At 74.4% G+C, this 16235-nt stretch carries 16 protein-coding genes; 5 read left to right on the forward strand and 11 right to left on the reverse strand.

Annotated elements, in window-relative coordinates:
- The first annotated feature begins 49 nt into the window (after window positions 1-49).
- Complete coding sequence (locus ABZ444_RS25045) at window positions 50-670, forward strand: TetR/AcrR family transcriptional regulator (protein ID WP_358001291.1); 621 nt, start codon at window positions 50-52, stop codon at window positions 668-670.
- A gap of 56 nt (window positions 671-726) precedes the next feature.
- On the opposite strand, the gene ABZ444_RS25050 is transcribed toward ABZ444_RS25045, so the two are convergent.
- Window positions 727-1182: an SgcJ/EcaC family oxidoreductase gene (locus ABZ444_RS25050; protein ID WP_358001294.1), complete on the reverse strand. Its 456-nt coding sequence runs from the start codon at window positions 1180-1182 to the stop codon at window positions 727-729.
- 177 nt (window positions 1183-1359) lie between these two features.
- Here ABZ444_RS25050 and ABZ444_RS25055 point away from each other — a divergent pair, with 177 nt between their 5' ends.
- Window positions 1360-1785: a MerR family transcriptional regulator gene (locus tag ABZ444_RS25055; RefSeq protein WP_358001297.1), complete on the forward strand. Its 426-nt coding sequence runs from the start codon at window positions 1360-1362 to the stop codon at window positions 1783-1785.
- Window positions 1786-1890: 105 nt separating this feature from the next.
- Here ABZ444_RS25055 and ABZ444_RS25060 read toward each other — a convergent pair whose 3' ends face one another.
- The gene (locus ABZ444_RS25060) at window positions 1891-3327 is read right to left on the reverse strand and encodes an MFS transporter (RefSeq protein WP_358001300.1); all 1437 of its coding nucleotides are present in this window, start codon (window positions 3325-3327) and stop codon (window positions 1891-1893) included.
- Between the two features lie 136 nt (window positions 3328-3463).
- Between ABZ444_RS25060 and ABZ444_RS25065 the strand changes: the two genes are divergently transcribed.
- On the forward strand, window positions 3464-3817 hold the full coding sequence (locus ABZ444_RS25065) for a helix-turn-helix domain-containing protein (RefSeq protein ID WP_358001303.1): 354 nt from the start codon (window positions 3464-3466) through the stop codon (window positions 3815-3817).
- Between the two features lie 163 nt (window positions 3818-3980).
- Complete coding sequence (locus ABZ444_RS25070; protein ID WP_358001306.1) at window positions 3981-4754, forward strand: hypothetical protein; 774 nt, start codon at window positions 3981-3983, stop codon at window positions 4752-4754.
- Here the strand turns inward: ABZ444_RS25070 and ABZ444_RS25075 are convergent.
- Window positions 4741-5286, reverse strand: a complete 546-nt coding sequence (locus ABZ444_RS25075) for a YceI family protein (protein WP_358001309.1) — start codon at window positions 5284-5286, stop codon at window positions 4741-4743. The genes ABZ444_RS25070 and ABZ444_RS25075 overlap by 14 nt on opposite strands.
- Window positions 5287-5375: 89 nt before the next feature.
- Here ABZ444_RS25075 and ABZ444_RS25080 point away from each other — a divergent pair, with 89 nt between their 5' ends.
- On the forward strand, window positions 5376-5831 hold the full coding sequence (locus ABZ444_RS25080; RefSeq protein ID WP_357981653.1) for a MarR family transcriptional regulator: 456 nt from the start codon (window positions 5376-5378) through the stop codon (window positions 5829-5831).
- A gap of 124 nt (window positions 5832-5955) precedes the next feature.
- Here the strand turns inward: ABZ444_RS25080 and menC are convergent, their stop codons facing one another.
- The 8 genes from menC to ABZ444_RS25120 are packed head-to-tail and all read right to left on the reverse strand — an operon-like array spanning window position 5956 to window position 16144.
- On the reverse strand, window positions 5956-7074 hold the full coding sequence (menC, locus tag ABZ444_RS25085) for an o-succinylbenzoate synthase (RefSeq protein WP_358001312.1): 1119 nt from the start codon (window positions 7072-7074) through the stop codon (window positions 5956-5958).
- Window positions 7071-7829, reverse strand: a complete 759-nt coding sequence (locus ABZ444_RS25090) for a GNAT family N-acetyltransferase (RefSeq protein ID WP_358001315.1) — start codon at window positions 7827-7829, stop codon at window positions 7071-7073. The genes menC and ABZ444_RS25090 overlap by 4 nt, the downstream gene beginning before the upstream one ends.
- Before the next feature lie 53 nt (window positions 7830-7882).
- Window positions 7883-9490, reverse strand: a complete 1608-nt coding sequence (locus tag ABZ444_RS25095) for a helix-turn-helix domain-containing protein (RefSeq protein ID WP_358001318.1) — start codon at window positions 9488-9490, stop codon at window positions 7883-7885.
- Window positions 9487-11037, reverse strand: a complete 1551-nt coding sequence (locus tag ABZ444_RS25100; protein WP_358001321.1) for an amidohydrolase family protein — start codon at window positions 11035-11037, stop codon at window positions 9487-9489. Before ABZ444_RS25100 ends, ABZ444_RS25095 begins: the two co-directional genes overlap by 4 nt.
- A gap of 41 nt (window positions 11038-11078) precedes the next feature.
- A complete protein-coding gene (locus ABZ444_RS25105; protein WP_358001324.1) occupies window positions 11079-12791 on the reverse strand; it encodes an ABC transporter ATP-binding protein in 1713 nt (570 codons plus the stop codon).
- On the reverse strand, window positions 12784-13641 hold the full coding sequence (locus tag ABZ444_RS25110; RefSeq protein WP_358001327.1) for an ABC transporter permease: 858 nt from the start codon (window positions 13639-13641) through the stop codon (window positions 12784-12786). Before ABZ444_RS25110 ends, ABZ444_RS25105 begins: the two co-directional genes overlap by 8 nt.
- Window positions 13638-14585: an ABC transporter permease gene (locus ABZ444_RS25115; RefSeq protein ID WP_358001330.1), complete on the reverse strand. Its 948-nt coding sequence runs from the start codon at window positions 14583-14585 to the stop codon at window positions 13638-13640. Before ABZ444_RS25115 ends, ABZ444_RS25110 begins: the two co-directional genes overlap by 4 nt.
- Window positions 14585-16144: an ABC transporter substrate-binding protein gene (locus ABZ444_RS25120; RefSeq protein WP_358001333.1), complete on the reverse strand. Its 1560-nt coding sequence runs from the start codon at window positions 16142-16144 to the stop codon at window positions 14585-14587. The genes ABZ444_RS25115 and ABZ444_RS25120 overlap by 1 nt, the downstream gene beginning before the upstream one ends.
- Between the last annotated feature and the right edge of the window lie 91 nt (window positions 16145-16235).

Below are 16235 nucleotides of genomic sequence, written 5' to 3' on the forward strand. Positions count from 1 at the left end.
TTAAGATGGTGGCATGCCGCCGTCCGCCCCGCAAACGGGAAAGGGACCGATGACGCCCGAGAGCCCGTCGCCCGGCCCGCGCCGCCGTCCGGGTGGCCGTACCGGCCGCACCCGCGCGCAGGTTCTCGACGCGGTCCGCGCCGAGCTCGGGGAGCGCGGCTTCGACGGGCTGACCCTCGACGCCGTCGCGGCCCGCGCGGGCGTGCACCGCGCGACGGTCTACCGGCGCTGGCGGGACGTCGGCGGCCTGCTCGCCGACGTCCTGGAGGCGACGGGCGACGACGACTGGGAGCCCCAGGACACCGGCTCCCTGCTGGGCGACCTGGCGGCGCTCAACCACGAGAACCAGGCGGCCATGACCGCGCAGCCGTCGATCGCGGCGGCGCTGATCGCCGCCTCGTTCCGCTCGGAGGAGGCCGCTCGTGGCTTGCGGCGGCTCTGGGAGGACCGGTACACCCGCTGCGAGGTCATCGTCAGGCGGGCGGTCGAGCGGGGCGAGCTGCCGGCCGGCACCGACGCGCGGCGGCTGCTCGTCGCCGCGACCGCGCCGCTCTACCACCACCTGGTGCTCCTCCGCACGCCCCCCGACCCGGACCTGCCGGACCAGGCGGCACGGACGGCGGCGCTCGCCGCCACGGCCGGCGCCTTCGCCCCTCCGCCGGGGCAGTGAGGTCGGGTCGCGGTCAGGACAAGCCGGGCAGTATGGGTGAAGGTGCGGGCGAGGGTTCAGGCGTGGGCGGCGGGCTTGCTGGCCGGCTGGAACCTGAAGGAGACGGCTTCCATGAGGGCCTGGTGCTTGGTGTTCTGGAAGGCGGCGATCTTCCAGTCGCCGTCCGCCCGCCGGACCATCGTGTAGGTCTGGATCTTGTGCAGCCTACCGGGCCTGCCCTTGTAGGTGTCGCCGCGGGTGATGACGAGGGCGGTGTCGGGGCCGGCGAGACGGATGCCGACGGTCTCACTGGCCAGCCTGGTGCCCTTGACGAAGCTGCCGAACAGCACCTGGTGGGCGTCGCCGATCTCGCGGGCGCCGGTGTAGAGGGTGCCGACGTAGGTGATGTAGGTGGCGTCCTCGGTGAACAGGTCGCCGTACGCGCCGCCGTCGGCCCGGTTCCAGGCGTCGGCGAGACGGTCGAGCACGGAGGTGATGGCGGCGGCGTCGGCGGCGGTGAGGGTGTCGCTCATGGTCGTTGCCCTTCCCCAGGTAACTTCACGGAAGCAGTTTCTTCTGTGAAGATTTATCTTCTCCGAAGAAGAGATTAGGAGAGGGGTCGGCCACTGTCAACACGGGGTGCCGCCAATCGCCGCGCCGCCTGCCGGGGCATGATCCAGGACGGCGGGCTCACGTATGCTTGCGGTCCCATGAGTGAGCAGTTGACGATCGGCGAGCTGGCCGAACGCACCGGGGTCGCCACCTCCGCGCTGCGCTACTGGGAGGAGCTCGGGCTGATCCCGGAGCCCGAGCGCGTCTCGGGGCAGCGGCGGTATCCGCCGTCGGCGGCCGAGCTGGTCGCGGTGATCCTGCTGCTGCGCGAGGTCGGCCTCACGTTGCGCGAGATCAGGACGTTCATCGCGGCCCGGTCCGAGCCGGGCGACGGATGGCGGGAGCTGTACGGGCGCAAACTCGCCGAGCTGGACGAGCGCATCGCCCGCGCCCAGGTGGCGCGCACCGCCATCGCGCACGGCATGGCCTGCCCGCACGAGAACGTCTTCGAGTGTCCCGTCTTCACCGGAGCGGTCAGGGCGCGGCTGGCGGGGGCGTCCCTGGAAGAGGCGCACCAGCACTGAACGGCGGCCCTGCGGGCGCGGACGCCGTGACCGCCGCACGCACCCAAGGGGGGCTCGCGGCGGCCCAGGCCCGTGTCAGGGGGCAGGGGGTAAGGGGGCGGACCGTCAGGGGGTCGGGTCGGGGGTGCAGCGGGGCAGGGTGAGGGTGACCAGGAGGCCGGCGATCATCACCGCCGCGGTGAGCAGGACGACCAGGAACTCGCCGTCCGCCGTGGCGGCGCGCAGAGCCTGGCCGGTCCGGCCCGCGGTCCCGAGGTCGGCGATGACGGTGAAGACGGCCAGGCCGATGGCGTTGCCGATGTTGAGCGCGGTGGAGGCGATGCCGTTGGCGACGCCCTGCTCGTGGGCGGGGGTGCCGGTGGCGGCGGCGATCCACATGGCGGTCCAGACGACGCCCTGACCCAGGCCGGAGACGACGAGACCGGGGATCAGCAGGCCGTACCCGGCGTCGGCGTCGAAGCCGAGGGCCAGGACGGCGGTCCCGGCGACGCCGACGGCGAAGCCGATCAGCAGCGTGGCTCGGGTGCCGATCCGGGTGGCCAGGCGTTCGCCGCCCTGGGTGCCGGCGGCGATGGCCAGCGACGGGACGAGGAAGGCCAGCCCGCTCTGCAGGGCGCTGTAGCCGTGGACGCTCTGCAGCAGCACGGTGAGAAAGTACGGCAGGACGCCGAACGTGGCCATGTAGACGAAGGTGACCAGCATGCCGACGGTCAGGCTGCGGTTGCGGAACAGCCGGAACGGCATGAGCGGATCCGCGCTGCGGGCCTCGACCAGCGCGAAGATCACCAGCAGCACGGCGGCCACCGCGAAGGTGCCCGCGACCAGGGGGCTGCTCCAGCCCAGCTCGGGCCCCTCGACCAGGGCGAAGACCAGCAGCGTGGACCCGCCGGTCACGGTGAGCGCCCCCGGCATGTCGAACCTGCGCCGCTCCCGCCTGGCCGGGTCACGCGGGACGACGGCCAGGGCGGCCAGCGCGACCAGCCCGGCCAGGGGGACGTTGACGAAGAAGACGGCGGGCCAGCCGAAGTTCTCGGTGAGGACGCCGCCGAGCAGCGCGCCGATCGTCAGCCCGCTGGCACCCGCGCCGCCCCAGACGGCCAGCGCCCGGTTGCGCTGCCGCCCCTCGGCGAACAGGCTGTTGAGCAGCGCCAGCGTCGAGGGCAGCAGCAGCGCCCCGCCGACGCCCTGCACCGCGCGGGCGACGATGATGACGACGGGGCCCGTGGCCAGCCCGCCCGCCAGCGAGGACAACGCGTAGAGGGCCAGGGCGAGCACGAAGACGCGGCGGCGGCCGAGCAGGTCGGCCGCCCGGCCGCCGAACAGCAGGAAGCCGCCGGCGAAGACGACGTACGCGCTGACCACGAGCTGCTGGGTCTGACCGGGGAAGCCCAGGTCGGCGCCGATCCGCGGGAGCGCGACGAAGACGATGTTGAGGTCGAGCGCGTAGATGAGCTGGGCCAGGGCGAGCAGCGCCAGGGTCCAGCCGAGCCGAGGCTTGACGCCGTCCGCGACGGACGCGGGCAGCGTGGATGGTGTGGACATGGAACGCCCTTCGGAGGGAGCCGGTGAGCGGGCACGCGGAAGCCCGTCGCACGAAACGATCGTACGAGGATTAACGTACGGTCGTACTATGCCAGACCGGAAGAGGATTGTTCGACAGTCGCGGTACAGTTGGACCATGGCTTTCCGTCATCCCGACCGTGATCAGATCCGGGTCGAAGACGTGCTGTCGGCGCTGGGGAACGGCGTGCGGCTGTCCGTCGTCCGCATCCTCGACGCCGGGGGTGAGCACAACTGCACCAGCGTGCTCAACACGCTGGGGATCACCGCGAAGTCGACCATGACCCACCATTGGCGGGTGTTGCGCGACAGCGGAGTGATCTGGCAGCAGCCGTCGGGCCGGGAGAACCTGCTCGTCCTGCGGCGCGAGGACCTGGACGCCCGCTACCCCGGCCTGCTCGACGCCATCCTGTCCGGCGCCCGCACCGACGCCGCCGCCCAGCAGCACGACAACACCGCCCCGGCCACCTGACCCACCGACCCTGCCCGCGCGTTCGCACCGGCCGGGCGGCCGGAGGTGTCACCGCGGCCGGCGGACGCGCGCTTGGGGAGCAGCCCTACCGGGGAGCAGCCCTACCGGGGAGCAGTCCTCCGGAGGGGCGGTGCGACCGGGTTCCGGCGCGTACATTGCTGGCATGTTGCTGCGCGTCGGCCGGGTGGTCGCGGGTGTGGTCGCGCTGGTGCTGGCGGCTTCCGCCGCCTTTCCGGTGAACGCCCTGGGGCCGCGGCTCGGAGCCGGCGGTTGCCCGATCTCGGCCGCCGGCGGGTGGGAGCGCGGTGACCGGCCCGGGGAGCTGGTGCCCGCCGACGGCGCGGTGTCGGTGACGATGTGCGAGCTGCCCCTGCCGTCGTCACAAGGGCAGGCGGCAGTGCCGGTCAGGAGGCTCACCGCCGGGGTCGGCGCGATGGTCTCCGAGCTCAACGCGTTGCCCACGCGCGACGTGCTGGAGGCCGAGCTGCGCCGGCGCGAGTCGGCCAAGGGGCGCGTCCTGGGCGACGACCTCCACCTCGGCGAGGTCTGCACCCTGGTCGGCCACGGCACGAGCCTGTCCTTCGTCGTGCAGTACGGGGACGTGCGCCGGCCCGCCGTCGTGCTGGTCGACCGCAACTGCGGCACCGCCCGGTACGCGGGCCGGACGCGGTTCGGCGATCCGAGCGACGCCTTCCTCCGCCGTTACCGGGCGCAACTGGAGGCGCGGCCGGCGCCCGTGTCGCCCGGCCGCCCTCGACATGGTGTGGGCAGGCGACACCACCGGCGCGATCGCCGAGGTGCGGGTCTGGCGCGCGCCCTGCCGGGCCGTGTACGCCGGATCGACGGGCACCAGGATCCCCACGGCGGAGTTGCCGTCCCGCCTGGACGCCTGGCTGGGACGCTGAGCAACCTCCGGCGCGCGGTCAGGCGGATCTGACGGCGGAGATGTCGAACTCCAGGGTGATCCGGTCGGAGATCATCACGCCGCCGGTCTCCAGCGCGGCGTTGTACGTCATGCCGAAGTCCTTGCGGTTGATCGCCGTGCCGCCCTCGAAGCCCACCCTGGTCACGCCCTGGGCGTCGACGGCGGTGCCGGTGTGGTCGAGCGGGACGGTGACCTGCCGGGTCACCCCGCGGATCGTCAGGTCGCCGGTGACCTCGAAGGTGTCGCCGCCCGTGTGCTTGACGGACGTGGACTCGAAGGTGATGTGCGGGTGGACGGCGGCGTCGAGGAAGTCGCCGGTGCGCAGGTGGCCGTCGCGCATCTGGTTGCCGGTCTGGATGCCGGCCACGTCGAGCACCACGCGGACGGCGGAGGCCGCGGGGTTCGCCGCGTCCAGGCGGGCGGTGGCCTCCTGGAGGGGGATGCTGCCGCGCACCTTGGTCACCATGGCGTGGCGGGCGACGAACCCGAACCGGCTGTGGGCCGGGTCGAAGGTGTAGTCGCCGCTCAGCTCGCTGGGGTACATGTCGCGCTCCAATTAGTTCAGCACTGGAATATTCGGCACGACAGTACATAGACTTATTTCAGCACGCAACCTTCCAGTACGATCAGAGCATGACCCGCTGGCTCAACGACGACGAACAGCAGGCGTGGCGCAGGTTCGGGCTGGCCACCCGCCTGCTGACCGACCGCCTGGAGCGCGACCTGATGGCGGCCGCCGACATGCCGCCCACCTACTACGAGCTGCTCGTCCTGCTGTCTGAGGCCCCTGGGCGCACGATGCGCATGAGCGAACTGGCGCAGTGGACCAACTCCAAGCCGAGCCGCATCTCGCACGCGGTCAACAAGCTGGAGCAGAAGGGCTGGGTGCGCCGGGAGCACTACGCCGGCGACCGGCGCGGGTGGCTGGCCGTGCTCACCGACGACGGGCTCGCCGCGCTCCGGGCGGCCGCCCCGAAGCACGTGGCCAGCGTCCGCGAGCACCTGGTCGACCTGCTCACCGAGGAGCAACTGCGGCAACTCGCCGACATCAGCCAGGTCCTGCTCGATCACCTCACCGAGCAGGAGTGAGAGCGTCCGGTCAGCCCGCGCCCGACCCTCTCGCCGGGCGGGGGGTGACACGTCCGGCCGGGTCCTTGCTCCGTCACCTCACCAGGCGGGAGCAAAGCGTCCGGCCGGTTCCTGCTCGGTCACCTCACCGGGCGGGGGTGACGCGGACGGGCGGGTCGGTGGTGAAGGCCGCCAGCGCGTCCGGGTCCGGCGTGACGCCGACGCCGGGGCCGTCGGGCACCGTGATGGAGTCGCCGGTCAGCTCGATCGGCGCGGTGATGTCACGCTCGTAGTAGCGGGCGGTCGCCGAGATGTCGCCCGGCAGCGTGAAGCCGGGCAGGCTGGCCAGCGCCAGGTTCGCCGTCCGGCCGAGCCCCGTCTCCAGCATCCCGCCGCACCACACCGGCACGTCCGCGGCCAGGGCCAGGTCGTGGATCCGGCGGGCCTCCAGGTAGCCGCCGACCCGGCCGGGCTTGATGTTGATGATCGAGCAGGCGCGCGCCCTGATCGCGGCGGTGGCGGCGCGGGCCGAGGTGATCGACTCGTCCAGGCAGATGGGGGTGTCCATGCGGGCGGCGAGCCGGGCGTGGCCGTCCAGGTCGTCCGGGGCGTAGGGCTGCTCCAGCAGGGCCAGGCCGTAGGCGTCCAGGCGGGCCAGGTGGCGGGCGTCGGCGGGGGTGTAGGCGGTGTTGGCGTCGGCGGTGAGCATCAGGCCGGGGCCGAACGTCTCGCGCACCAGCCGCACCGGCTCCAGGTCCCAGCCGGGCTCGATCTTGAGCTTGATCCGGGCGTACCCGGCGCCGATGTGCCGGTCCACGGTGTCGAGCAGGTCGTCGAGGCTGGCGGCGATGCCGACGGACACGCCGACGCGCACGCTGGACCGTACCCCTCCCAGGTGGGCGGCGAGCGACAGGCCGCGCGCCTTGAGCACGGCGTCCAGGACGGCCGTCTCGACGGCGGCCTTGGCCATCGGATGGCCGCGCAGGTGCGCCAGCGCGGGCGCGACGCCGGCCGGGTCGAGACTCGGCACCGCGAACAGGGCGGGCAGCAGGAAGCGGCTGATGAGGTCGGCCGCGCCCGCCAGGTACTCGGGGCTGTAGGTGGGCTCGTCGTCGGCCACGCACTCGCTCCAGCCCTCCTCCCCCTCGGCGCCGCGCACGCGCACCAGCAGCGCCCTGCGCACGGTCTGCGTGCCGAGCGAGGTGCGGAACGGGGTGATCAGGGGCAGCGCGACCGTGCGCAGCTCGGCTTCGGCGATCCTCATGCCGCGCGCTCCAGCACGTACCAGCCGTCCCTGGTGAAGGCGGCGATCCGGTAGCCGCGGCCGAGCGCGCCGCCCAGGGCGGCCCGCTGGGCGGTCCGCCACCGCGCGGCCTCCCCGGGCTGCTCGCGCCGCAGCCGCTCGGCGTCGGCGGGCGTGGCGCAGCGCAGCACGGACGCGCCGCCCGGCTCGCGCGGCGCCCCGGTCTCGTCGAGGATCACCTCGGCCTTCTCCGTCCCGCCAGGGGCGTACGACTCCGGGGCCGGGGCCGGGTGCACGGGCCAGTGGGCGAACAGGCGGTCGGTGACGTCGCCGCCGTTGATGCCGTCGTTCATCGGCCCGTAGAAGTCGGGCACGTACCGCTCGGCCCGCGCGCCGAGCCTGGCGAGGTTGAAGAAGGCGTTGCGGCGTACGAGCGGGTCGAAGGTCCAGGAGATGGAGTTCAGGCCGCGTTCGGCGGCCCACGCGCGCTGGTGCGCCTTGATCGCCTGGCCGATCCCCCGGCCCCGCGCCTCGGCGGCCACGCCCACGACGTGCGAGTGCAGGCTGCCCCCCTCGGCGAGGAACCCGGAGGCGGCGGCGACGAGCGAGCCGTCGAGGAAGGCGCCGCCGACGTAGCCGCCGGTGTGCTCAAGGGCGCACATGAGGTCGACGGCCACCGGCGGGTCGTCGCCCGCCCTGGTGTTCCAGACGCGGCGCAGCAGCTGGTCGGCGGCCTGGAACTCGGAGGTCCCGTGAAGGATGCGGATTTCGAGCATGGCACCAGCATTCCGCCGGACCGCCGCCGGATCGTTGGCGCGCAAGCCCAACTTCAGCCGCCGCCGTTTGTGCCGGACGCCGGGCTCCGGCCGCTGCTCGTACCGGACGCCCCGATCTCGGCCAGCCGCAGCTGAAGGCCCAGCACCAGCCGGACGTCGGGGTCGTCGAGCGCGATCAGCTCGCCGATGCGGCGCAGCCGGTACCTGAGCGTGTTGGGGTGCAGCGACAACGCCTCCGCCGCCCTGGGCACGTCGTAGTGGGCGGCCAGCCAGGCCCGCAGGCTGCGGACGTAGTCGGTGCCGTGCCCGGCGTCGTGCTCGGCCACCAGGGACAGCGGCTCGCCCGCCGGCGCCGGACCGGACCGCATCGAGGCCGCCGCGTCCATCAGGAACAGCGCGGCGGCCAGCTCCTCGTGCAGGCCCACCTCGCCGCCCGCGAACGGGCCGCCCATCGCGCGCAGCGCCTCGTCGGCCTGCCGGGCGGCGGCGGGGATCTGCCCGAGCGAAGCGGCGACCCGTCCGACGCCCGCCCGCCAGTGCCCGCCGAGCCGGTCGGTGATCCGGCCGAGGGTCTCGGCGGTGACGCGCCGCAGCAGCGCGGTCCCGGCGCCGGCCGCCACGATCGCGTACGTCCGGCCGTCCACGGCGCCGACGGCGGCCCTGATCCGGTAGACGGCGTAGGCGGTGCGCAGCAGGTCGGCGGCGTGCGTGGCGGCGAAGACGTCGGTCCGCCCGGCCGGATCCCCGGTGGCCACGACCCTGATCGGCTCGTCCGGGCGCAGGCCGAAGGAGGCGGCCAGCTCGCCGGCCGGGCCGACGCCGCGCACCAGCCGGCCCACCCACTCGTCCCTGGCCCGGCGGGCCTCGTCGGCGGCCAGGCTGAGACGGGCCAGGTGCGGGGCGGCGGTCCTGGCGGCCTCGGCGAGCACGGCGGCGGCGTCGGGCACGAGCGGCTCGTCCGCCTGGATGGCCCAGATCGTGCCGAGCGCCTCACCCCTGGCGCGGACCGCGATGGCCAGCCGGGGCAGGTACTCGCGCGGCTCGTGGCTCCACACGGCCTCCTCGCAGCGCAGGACGGCGGCGTACTCCTCGGCGTTCGTCGGGTGCTCGGGCACGCGCCGGCCGAGGATGCCCTCCCTGCGCAGGTCGTCGATCGGCTGGCCGATCGTGGAGTAGGCCAGGACGCGCATGGCCAGGTCCTCGATGGCCACCGCGCCCCCGACGCGGGCGGCGACCTGGTTGGCCAGCGCGAACAGGTCGCCCGCCTGGCCGCCGCCCAGGTCCCCGGCCGGGGCGACGAGCGCGAGCAGGGCGTCCACCAGGGCGTAGAGCTGACCCCAGGCCAGGCCGGGCGCCGCGGCCAGCAGCGCCACGCCCGCGCCGCGGGCCGCCTCGGTCAGCGCGGCGGCGTCGCCGATCCCGGCCCGCACGACGACCGCGCTCACGCCCGCCCCGGCCGCGCTCTCCAGCAGGGACGGCTCCGGCCGGCCGGTGGCCAGCAGCAGCGCTCCGGCGTAGGCGGCCATCGGCTCGTCGGAGCCGTGGATGACCGGCGCGCCCACCATGGCCTGGCGGCCGGCCGGCAGGCACAGCGCGCTCACCGTCTCCGCGCCGAGGCTGTCGAGCAGCACGCCGAGCGTCACCCGGCCCTGGCCGCTCACGCCCGCCCCCCGCGCAGGAGGCGTCCGTGCCGGCCGCCGGTGAACTCGCCGTCGTCGATCACCATGCGGCCGCCCAGCAGCACGTGGGTGACGCCGGCCGGGCGGGTGTCGGGCTCGTCGTAGGTGCCGTCGTGGCGGATGGCCGCCGGGTCGAACACGCACACGTCGGCCACCGCTCCCCTGCCCAGCCAGCCCCGGTCGGCCAGGCCGAACTGGGCCGCGGTGGCCGAGCCGACCTTCCTGATCGCCTCGGCCATCGGCACGAGCCCGCGCTCGCGCACGTACTCGCCGAGGAAGGTGGGGAAGGTGCCGTACGTGCGCGGATGGCTCGGCCCGTCGGGCGGCCCGCCGTCCGAGCCGATCGACACGAGGGGGTGCCGCATGATCCGGGTGACGTCGTCGTCGTGCATGGTGTGGAAGACGCCGTCGGCGTGCGGGTCGGCCATGAGCAGGTCGCACAGCGCGTCCCAGGGCTCGCGGCCGTCCAGCAGGTCGGCCAGCGAGCGGCCGGTGACGCCGGCGGAGGCGTGCCGCAGCAGCCGCACGTCCTCGGGGTGCGTCTCCCGCCACAGGCCGACGCCGGTCGTGCGCTCCGGGTCCTCGGCCAGCGCGCGCAGCGCCCGCCGGTCCTCGGGGTCGGCCAGCCTCCTGAGCAGCTCCGGCTCGCCGCCTTCACACGCCGCGGGTGGCAGCAGCGCGACCAGCCCGGTGCAGAACGCCCGGTACGGGTAGACGTCGGCCCGCACGTCCACCCCGTTGGCCCGGGCGGCGGTCAGCTTGTCCAGCAGCATGGCCGACGAGCCGTGCACGGCCCGGCCCGACGCCTTGCAGTGGGAGACCTGCAGCCGCACCCCGGCCGCCGCCGCCACCTCGACGGCCTCGTCCAGCGCGCCGGCCAGCCCCTCGCTCTCGCTGCGCAGGTGGGTGGCGTAGACGAGGTTCCAGCGCCGGGCCGCGCGGGCCAGCGCGATCAGCTCGCCGGTGCCGGCGTAGGCGCCCGGCACGTACTCCAGGCCGCTGGACAGCCCGCACGCGCCCGCGGCGAACGCCTCCTCGGCCAGCTCGGTCATCCGTTCCAGCGCGCCGGGCGGCGGCGCGGCGTCCATGCCGCAGACGGCCGTCCGCAGCGTGTTGTGGCCGACGAGCGCGGCCAGGTTGTTGGTCGTGCCCTCCCGCTCCACGGCGTCGAGGTAGCCGCCGAAGGTGGTGAAGGCGTGCTCGCCGAAGATCCCGGGGGTGAAGTCCGCCGACTCCGGATTGTCCGGCCCGCAGGAGAAACCGCAGTTCCCGATGATCTCGGTGGTGACGCCCTGCCACAGCTTGAACGGCTGCGCCTCGGCCATGAACGGCACGGTGTCGGAATGGCTGTGCGGGTCGACGAATCCGGGCGCGACGACCATGCCGTCCACGTCCACCACGCGGGCCGCCCGGCCGAGGTCGCGGCCGGTCGCGGTGACGCGTCCGCCGCCGATCGCCACGTCCGCGGTACGGCCGGGCGAGCCGAACCCGTCGTGCAGGGTGCCGCCGCGCAGGATGAGGTCGTGCATGAAGGTCTTACCTTTCCCGGGTACGAGATTCGTCGGTCATGTCAGGGGACGGCCGCCACCAGGCGCCTGGTGTAGTCGTGGCCCGGAGCGTCCAGGACGGCCGAGGTCGTCCCCTCCTCCACGACCGCGCCCTTGAACAGCACCACGGTCCTGGCGGCGACCTGGCGGACGACCGCCAGGTCGTGGGTGATGAACAACATCCCGGTGCCCAGCTCCCGGCCGATGCCGCGCAGCAGTTCGAGCACGTGCGCCTGGACCGACACGTCCAGGGAGGCGACCGGTTCGTCGCAGATCAGCAGCGCGGGCCGGACGGCCAGGGCCCGGGCGATGGCCACACGCTGGCGTTCGCCGCCGGACAGCGCCTTGGGGCGGCGGGCGGCGTACGCGGCGGGCAGGCCCACCAGCTCCAGCAGCTCTCCCACGCCCATCCGGTCGGCGGGCGCGGCCCTGGCGATCGCCTCGGCCAGCGTCGCGCCGACGGTCATGGCGGGGTTGAGCGAGGTGGAGGGGTCCTGGAAGACGCACTGGACGAGCCGGTGCACGCGGGCCCGCTCGCGCGGGTCCAGGGCGGCGCGGTCGGTGACGTCGAGGCCGGCGAGCCGGATCCGGCCGCCGTCGGGGGTGAGCAGGCCGAGCACCGAGCGGGCCAGCGTGGTCTTCCCCGAGCCCGACTCCCCCACCAGGCCGACGGTCTCGCCCGGGTTCACGTGCAGGCTGACGCCGCCGAGGGCGGTGTGGGCGCCGTACCGTTTGCGCAGGTCCTCGATGTGCAGCAGCGGTTCGCCGGCGGCCGGGGCGGCGGGGAGCGCGGCCTCGCGCAGCGCCGGACGGGCAGCCCCGGCGGTGTCGTGCACGCAGGCGGTCAGCCGGTCACCGCCGATCGGGCGCAACGGCGGCCGGGCCGCGGTGCAGGCGTCGGCGACGCGGTCGCAGCGGGTGGCGAAGGCGCAGACGCCGGCCACCGCGTCCGCCCGCGGCACGGCGCCCGGGATGCCCACCAGGCGCTCCAGCGTGCGTTCCGCCGAGGGCAGCGCGCCCAGCAGCCCCGCGGTGTACGGGTGCGCGGGCGTGGCGGCCAGCTCAGGGCCCGGCCCCTGTTCGACGACGCGCCCGGCGTACATCACGGCGACCCGGTCGCAGACGGCGAACGCCACGCGCAGGTCGTGGGTGATGAGCAGCACGCCCATGCCCCGTGCCTCCTGCACGCGGCGCAGCAGCGCCAGGATCTCGTGCTGGGTGGTGGCGTCCAGCGCGGTGGTGGGCTCGTCGGCGACGAGCAGCTCGGGGTCGCCGGCCAGCGCGGCGGCCAGGGCGACGCGCTGCCGCATGCCGCCCGAGAGCTGGAACGGGTAGCGCCCGGCCACGGCGGGGTCGTCGATGCCGACCTCGGCCAGCCTGCGGGCGATCTCCTGCCGGGACGTACGCCCGCGCAGGGTCTCGGCGATGTGCGCGCCGGCCGTGCACAGCGGGTTGAGCATGGCGAAGGGGTCCTGCATGAGCAGCGAGATCCGCCGTCCGCGCACGCCGCGCAGCAGCCGCTCGGACGCGCCGACGAGCTGCGCGCCGCCGACCTCGACCGACCCCTCGGCGCGCAGGCCACGCGGGAGCAGGCCGACGAGGGCGCGGGCGGTCAGGGACTTGCCGCTGCCGGACTCGCCGACCAGCCCGACGGTCTCGCCCGCGGCGACCGTCAGGTCCACGCCGTCCACGAGCACCCGGTCGCCGACGACCCGCAGGCCGCGTGTCTCAAGCATCGGAGAGCCTCTCGAAGAGCTGGTCGCCCAGCAGGGTGGCGGCGGTGGCGGCGACGGTGACCAGCGCGGCGGGCACCACCGCTGCCCACGGGTTGAGGTCGAGCAGGCCGCGGTTCTCCTCGATCATCAGCCCCCAGTCGGGCGTGCCGGCCGGCAGGCCGATGCCCAGGAAGGACAGACCGGACAGCGCGACCAGCGCGGCGACGAAGCTGAGCAGCGCGCCCGCGACGACCGTGGGCGCGATGTTGGGCAGCAGGTGCCTGAACATGATCCGGGTACGGCTGAGCCCGAGCGTGCGGGCCGCCTCGGCGTAGGCCAGCTCGCGCTGGGCCATGGTGAGGCTGCGCACCACCCGGATGTCGCCGGGCGTGAACAGCACCGCCATCGCCAGCACCGCCCAGCCGATGCCGCCGCCCAGCACGCCCACCAGGACGATCAGCATGAGCAGCCCCGGCATCGCGATGAGCAGGTCGACCACGCGCATCATGACGGCGTCGATCCAGCCGCGGCGGTAGCCGGCCAGCAGCCCGAGCGAGGTGCTCATCGCGCACGTGCCCAGCGCGACGACGAGCGGCCACAGCAGCGCCGAGCGGGCGCCGGCCAGGCAGCGCGACAACACGTCCCGGCCCAGCTCGTCGGTGCCCGCCCAGTGGGCCCAGCTGGGCATCGTCGCGCCGAGCGCGAGGTCCTGCGCGGCCGGGTCGTAGGGCGCGATCCACGTTCCGAACAGGGCGGCGAACGCCATCAGGGCGAGGATCCCGCCCGACAGCAGCGTCAGCGGCCCCGGCCTGGCCCGGCGCAGCCGCCGCGCCCGTCCGCCGAGGCGCACGGTCCCCGTCACGACGCTCACGCGGCCACCGCCCCGTGGCGCACCCGCGGGTCCACCGCGAGGTAGGCCAGGTCGATCAGCAGGTTGACGGCGACCACCACGGCGCCTCCCATCAGGACGAGCGCCTGGACGACGGGCAGGTCCTTCTGCCCGACGGCGCTGACGAGCAGCTCGCCGACGCCGTGCAGCCCGAAGGCCCGTTCGACGAACAGCGCGCCGGTGAGGTTGGCGGCCAGCAGCAGGCCGCCGACCGTGAGGACGGGCAGCGCGGTGTTGCGCAGCGCGTACCCGATCCAGTAGCGGGCGCGGCCGACCCCGCGCGCCCGGGCGAAGGTCATGTAGTCCTGCCCGGCCAGGTCGAGCGCGGCGGCCCGCATCTGCCGGATGACGACCGCCGCCTGCCCGGTGGCCAGCGCGATCGCGGGCAGCGTCAGGTGCGCGACCCGCTCGGCGAACGTCTCGCCCGCGCCGAAGACGGGGAACCAGCCGAGGGTGACGGCGAAGCCGTACAGCAGCAGGATGCTCATCGCGAACGGCGGGATCGCGAGGCCGACCAGCGCGGAGAGCGTGATGCCCCGGTCGAGCGGGCCGCCCCTGCGCATGGCGGCGGCCAGCCCGGCGGGCAGGCCGACGGCGAGGGTGAGGATGATCGCGTAGGCGGCCAGGCCGGCGGTGACCGGCAGGCGGTCGGCGATGACGCTGGTGACGGGTTCGCGGCTGTAGAGGGAGGCGCCGAAGTCGCCGCGCACGGCGTCGCCGAGCCAGGTGGCGTAGCGGACCGGCAGCGGGTCGTCGAGGTGGTACTGCGCGCGGACGGCGGCGCGCGACTCCGCGGTGGAGGGCCGCGGCCCGAGCAGGACCTGCTCCGGATCCCCCGGGGCGAGCGCCAGCAGCGCGTAGGTGAGCACGGACAGCACGCCGAGCAGGAGCAGCGCGGCGGCCAGGCGGCGGGCGACGAAGGCCATCAGACACCGGCCGCCGGGCGGATGGAGCTGAAGACGTCGGCGGTCCACGTGCCGAACTGGCCGGTGAACCGCTTGCGCAGCGCGACGGCGGCCTCCTTGGTGTAGAGCGGCACGTACGGCACCTGGTCGGCGATCTCGGCCAGCACCTCGGTGACGGCGGCGGCGCGGGCGGCGCCCTCGTGCTTGCCGAGGTCGTCGAGCCGGGCGTCCATCTCGGGCGAGCCGTAGCCGCTGAAGTTGAAGCCCTGGGGGCCGGCCGAGGCGCGGCTGACCAGGTCGGGCAGCACCTCGCCGGGGTCGGGGGTGCCGTAGAGCAGGTCGACGAGTTGCAGCGGGGTGTCCTGGTGGCTGAACATGCGCTGCCGGTACTGCTCGGTGGGCAGCGGCTGGAGGTCGAGCTTGATGCCGATCACCGCCAGGTCGGCGGCGATGGCCTGGAGCGCCTTGACGTCGTCGCTGCCGCTGTCGTACGGCGCGGTCAGGGTGAAGCCCTCGGGGTGGGCCGACTTGGCCAGCTCGGCCTTGGCGGCGTTCACGTCGTGGGGGTAGGCGGGCAGCTTGGGCGGCGTGCCGCCGTACAGGGCGGCGATCTGCGGCTTGGGCAGCATCAGCTCGGCGATGCCGCCGTGGCCGCTGGTCATGAGCGTGGCCAGCGCGTCCCGGTCGAGGGCGTGGGCGATGGCGCGGCGTACGTGCACGTCCTTGAGCGGGCCCTCGCGCACGCCGAGCGACAGGTAGGCGATGTTGTTGGCCGGGTAGAAGGCGGTCGTGACGCCGGGCAGGGCGCTCCACTTGCGCGCCTCGCTGGCCTGGATGTCGTTGGTGCCGTCCACCTCGCCGGAGGAGACGGCCAGGCGCAGCGTCTCGGGGTCGCCGATCGCCTTGAGCTCGATCCTGCGCAGCGCCGGCTTCGGCCCCCAGTACAGCTCGTTGCGCTCCAGCGTCACCCCCGACGTGAGCGAGAACTTCGTGACCTTGAACGGGCCGGAGCCGAGGGTGCCGACCTCGGGCGAGCCGAGGTCCTTGGGGTGCGCGGCGGCCAGCTTCTTCGGGACGATCTGCCAGGCCAGCGCGGCGGTGGCCAGGAAGGTGGGGCTGGGCTTGCTCAGGGTGACCTTCACCGTGCGCGGGCCGGTGACCTCGACCTTCTTGACCTGCGTGACGTAGCTGGCGGCCTGGGAGGTCACGGCGGGGTCGAGGTGGCGGGTGAGGGAGTAGGCGGCGTCCTCGGCGGTGACCGGCGTGCCGTCGCTGAACCTCGGGCCCTCGCGCATCGTGAAGACGTACGTGCGCGGGTCGGGGTGCGTCCAGGAGGCGGCGATGCGCGGAACGACCCGGCCGTCGGGGCCGATGCTCACCATCGTGTCCAGGACGGCGAACTGCACGGTCGTGGAGGCGTCGTTGAAACCGTGGGCGATGTCGAGGCTGTTGGGGGCGAACCCCGTCGCCCAGCGGAGGGTGTCGGGGGCCGCGCCGGAGCTCTGCGCTCCGGCACAGCCCGCCGCCAGCAGGAGCAGGGCGCCCGTGGCAAGCCTGGCGAGCGCGGTTGCGGATGTCATGGAACCACCTCGGGGAGTGAGCGGGGGGAATAGTCGGACGCTAGAAGCCCGGCCCCCCTCGTTCACTGACCCGGCAGCCAAACTCTGCGCG

This window comes from Nonomuraea sp. NPDC005730, from assembly GCF_040630865.1.
Classification (GTDB): domain Bacteria; phylum Actinomycetota; class Actinomycetes; order Streptosporangiales; family Streptosporangiaceae; genus Nonomuraea.

Bases quoted from the DNA above. Each gene is read 5' to 3' on its own strand.
- ABZ444_RS25045 (WP_358001291.1), top strand. From the start codon at position 50: ATGACGCCCGAGAGCCCGTCGCCCGGCCCGCGCCGCCGTCCGGGTGGC.
- ABZ444_RS25050 (WP_358001294.1), bottom strand. From the start codon at position 1,182: ATGAGCGACACCCTCACCGCCGCCGACGCCGCCGCCATCACCTCCGTG.
- ABZ444_RS25055 (WP_358001297.1), top strand. From the start codon at position 1,360: ATGAGTGAGCAGTTGACGATCGGCGAGCTGGCCGAACGCACCGGGGTC.
- ABZ444_RS25060 (WP_358001300.1), bottom strand. From the start codon at position 3,327: ATGTCCACACCATCCACGCTGCCCGCGTCCGTCGCGGACGGCGTCAAG.
- ABZ444_RS25065 (WP_358001303.1), top strand. From the start codon at position 3,464: ATGGCTTTCCGTCATCCCGACCGTGATCAGATCCGGGTCGAAGACGTG.
- ABZ444_RS25070 (WP_358001306.1), top strand. From the start codon at position 3,981: ATGTTGCTGCGCGTCGGCCGGGTGGTCGCGGGTGTGGTCGCGCTGGTG.
- ABZ444_RS25075 (WP_358001309.1), bottom strand. From the start codon at position 5,286: ATGTACCCCAGCGAGCTGAGCGGCGACTACACCTTCGACCCGGCCCAC.
- ABZ444_RS25080 (WP_357981653.1), top strand. From the start codon at position 5,376: ATGACCCGCTGGCTCAACGACGACGAACAGCAGGCGTGGCGCAGGTTC.
- menC (WP_358001312.1), bottom strand. From the start codon at position 7,074: ATGAGGATCGCCGAAGCCGAGCTGCGCACGGTCGCGCTGCCCCTGATC.
- ABZ444_RS25090 (WP_358001315.1), bottom strand. From the start codon at position 7,829: ATGCTCGAAATCCGCATCCTTCACGGGACCTCCGAGTTCCAGGCCGCC.
- ABZ444_RS25100 (WP_358001321.1), bottom strand. From the start codon at position 11,037: ATGCACGACCTCATCCTGCGCGGCGGCACCCTGCACGACGGGTTCGGC.
- ABZ444_RS25105 (WP_358001324.1), bottom strand. From the start codon at position 12,791: ATGCTTGAGACACGCGGCCTGCGGGTCGTCGGCGACCGGGTGCTCGTG.
- ABZ444_RS25115 (WP_358001330.1), bottom strand. From the start codon at position 14,585: ATGGCCTTCGTCGCCCGCCGCCTGGCCGCCGCGCTGCTCCTGCTCGGC.
- ABZ444_RS25120 (WP_358001333.1), bottom strand. From the start codon at position 16,144: ATGACATCCGCAACCGCGCTCGCCAGGCTTGCCACGGGCGCCCTGCTC.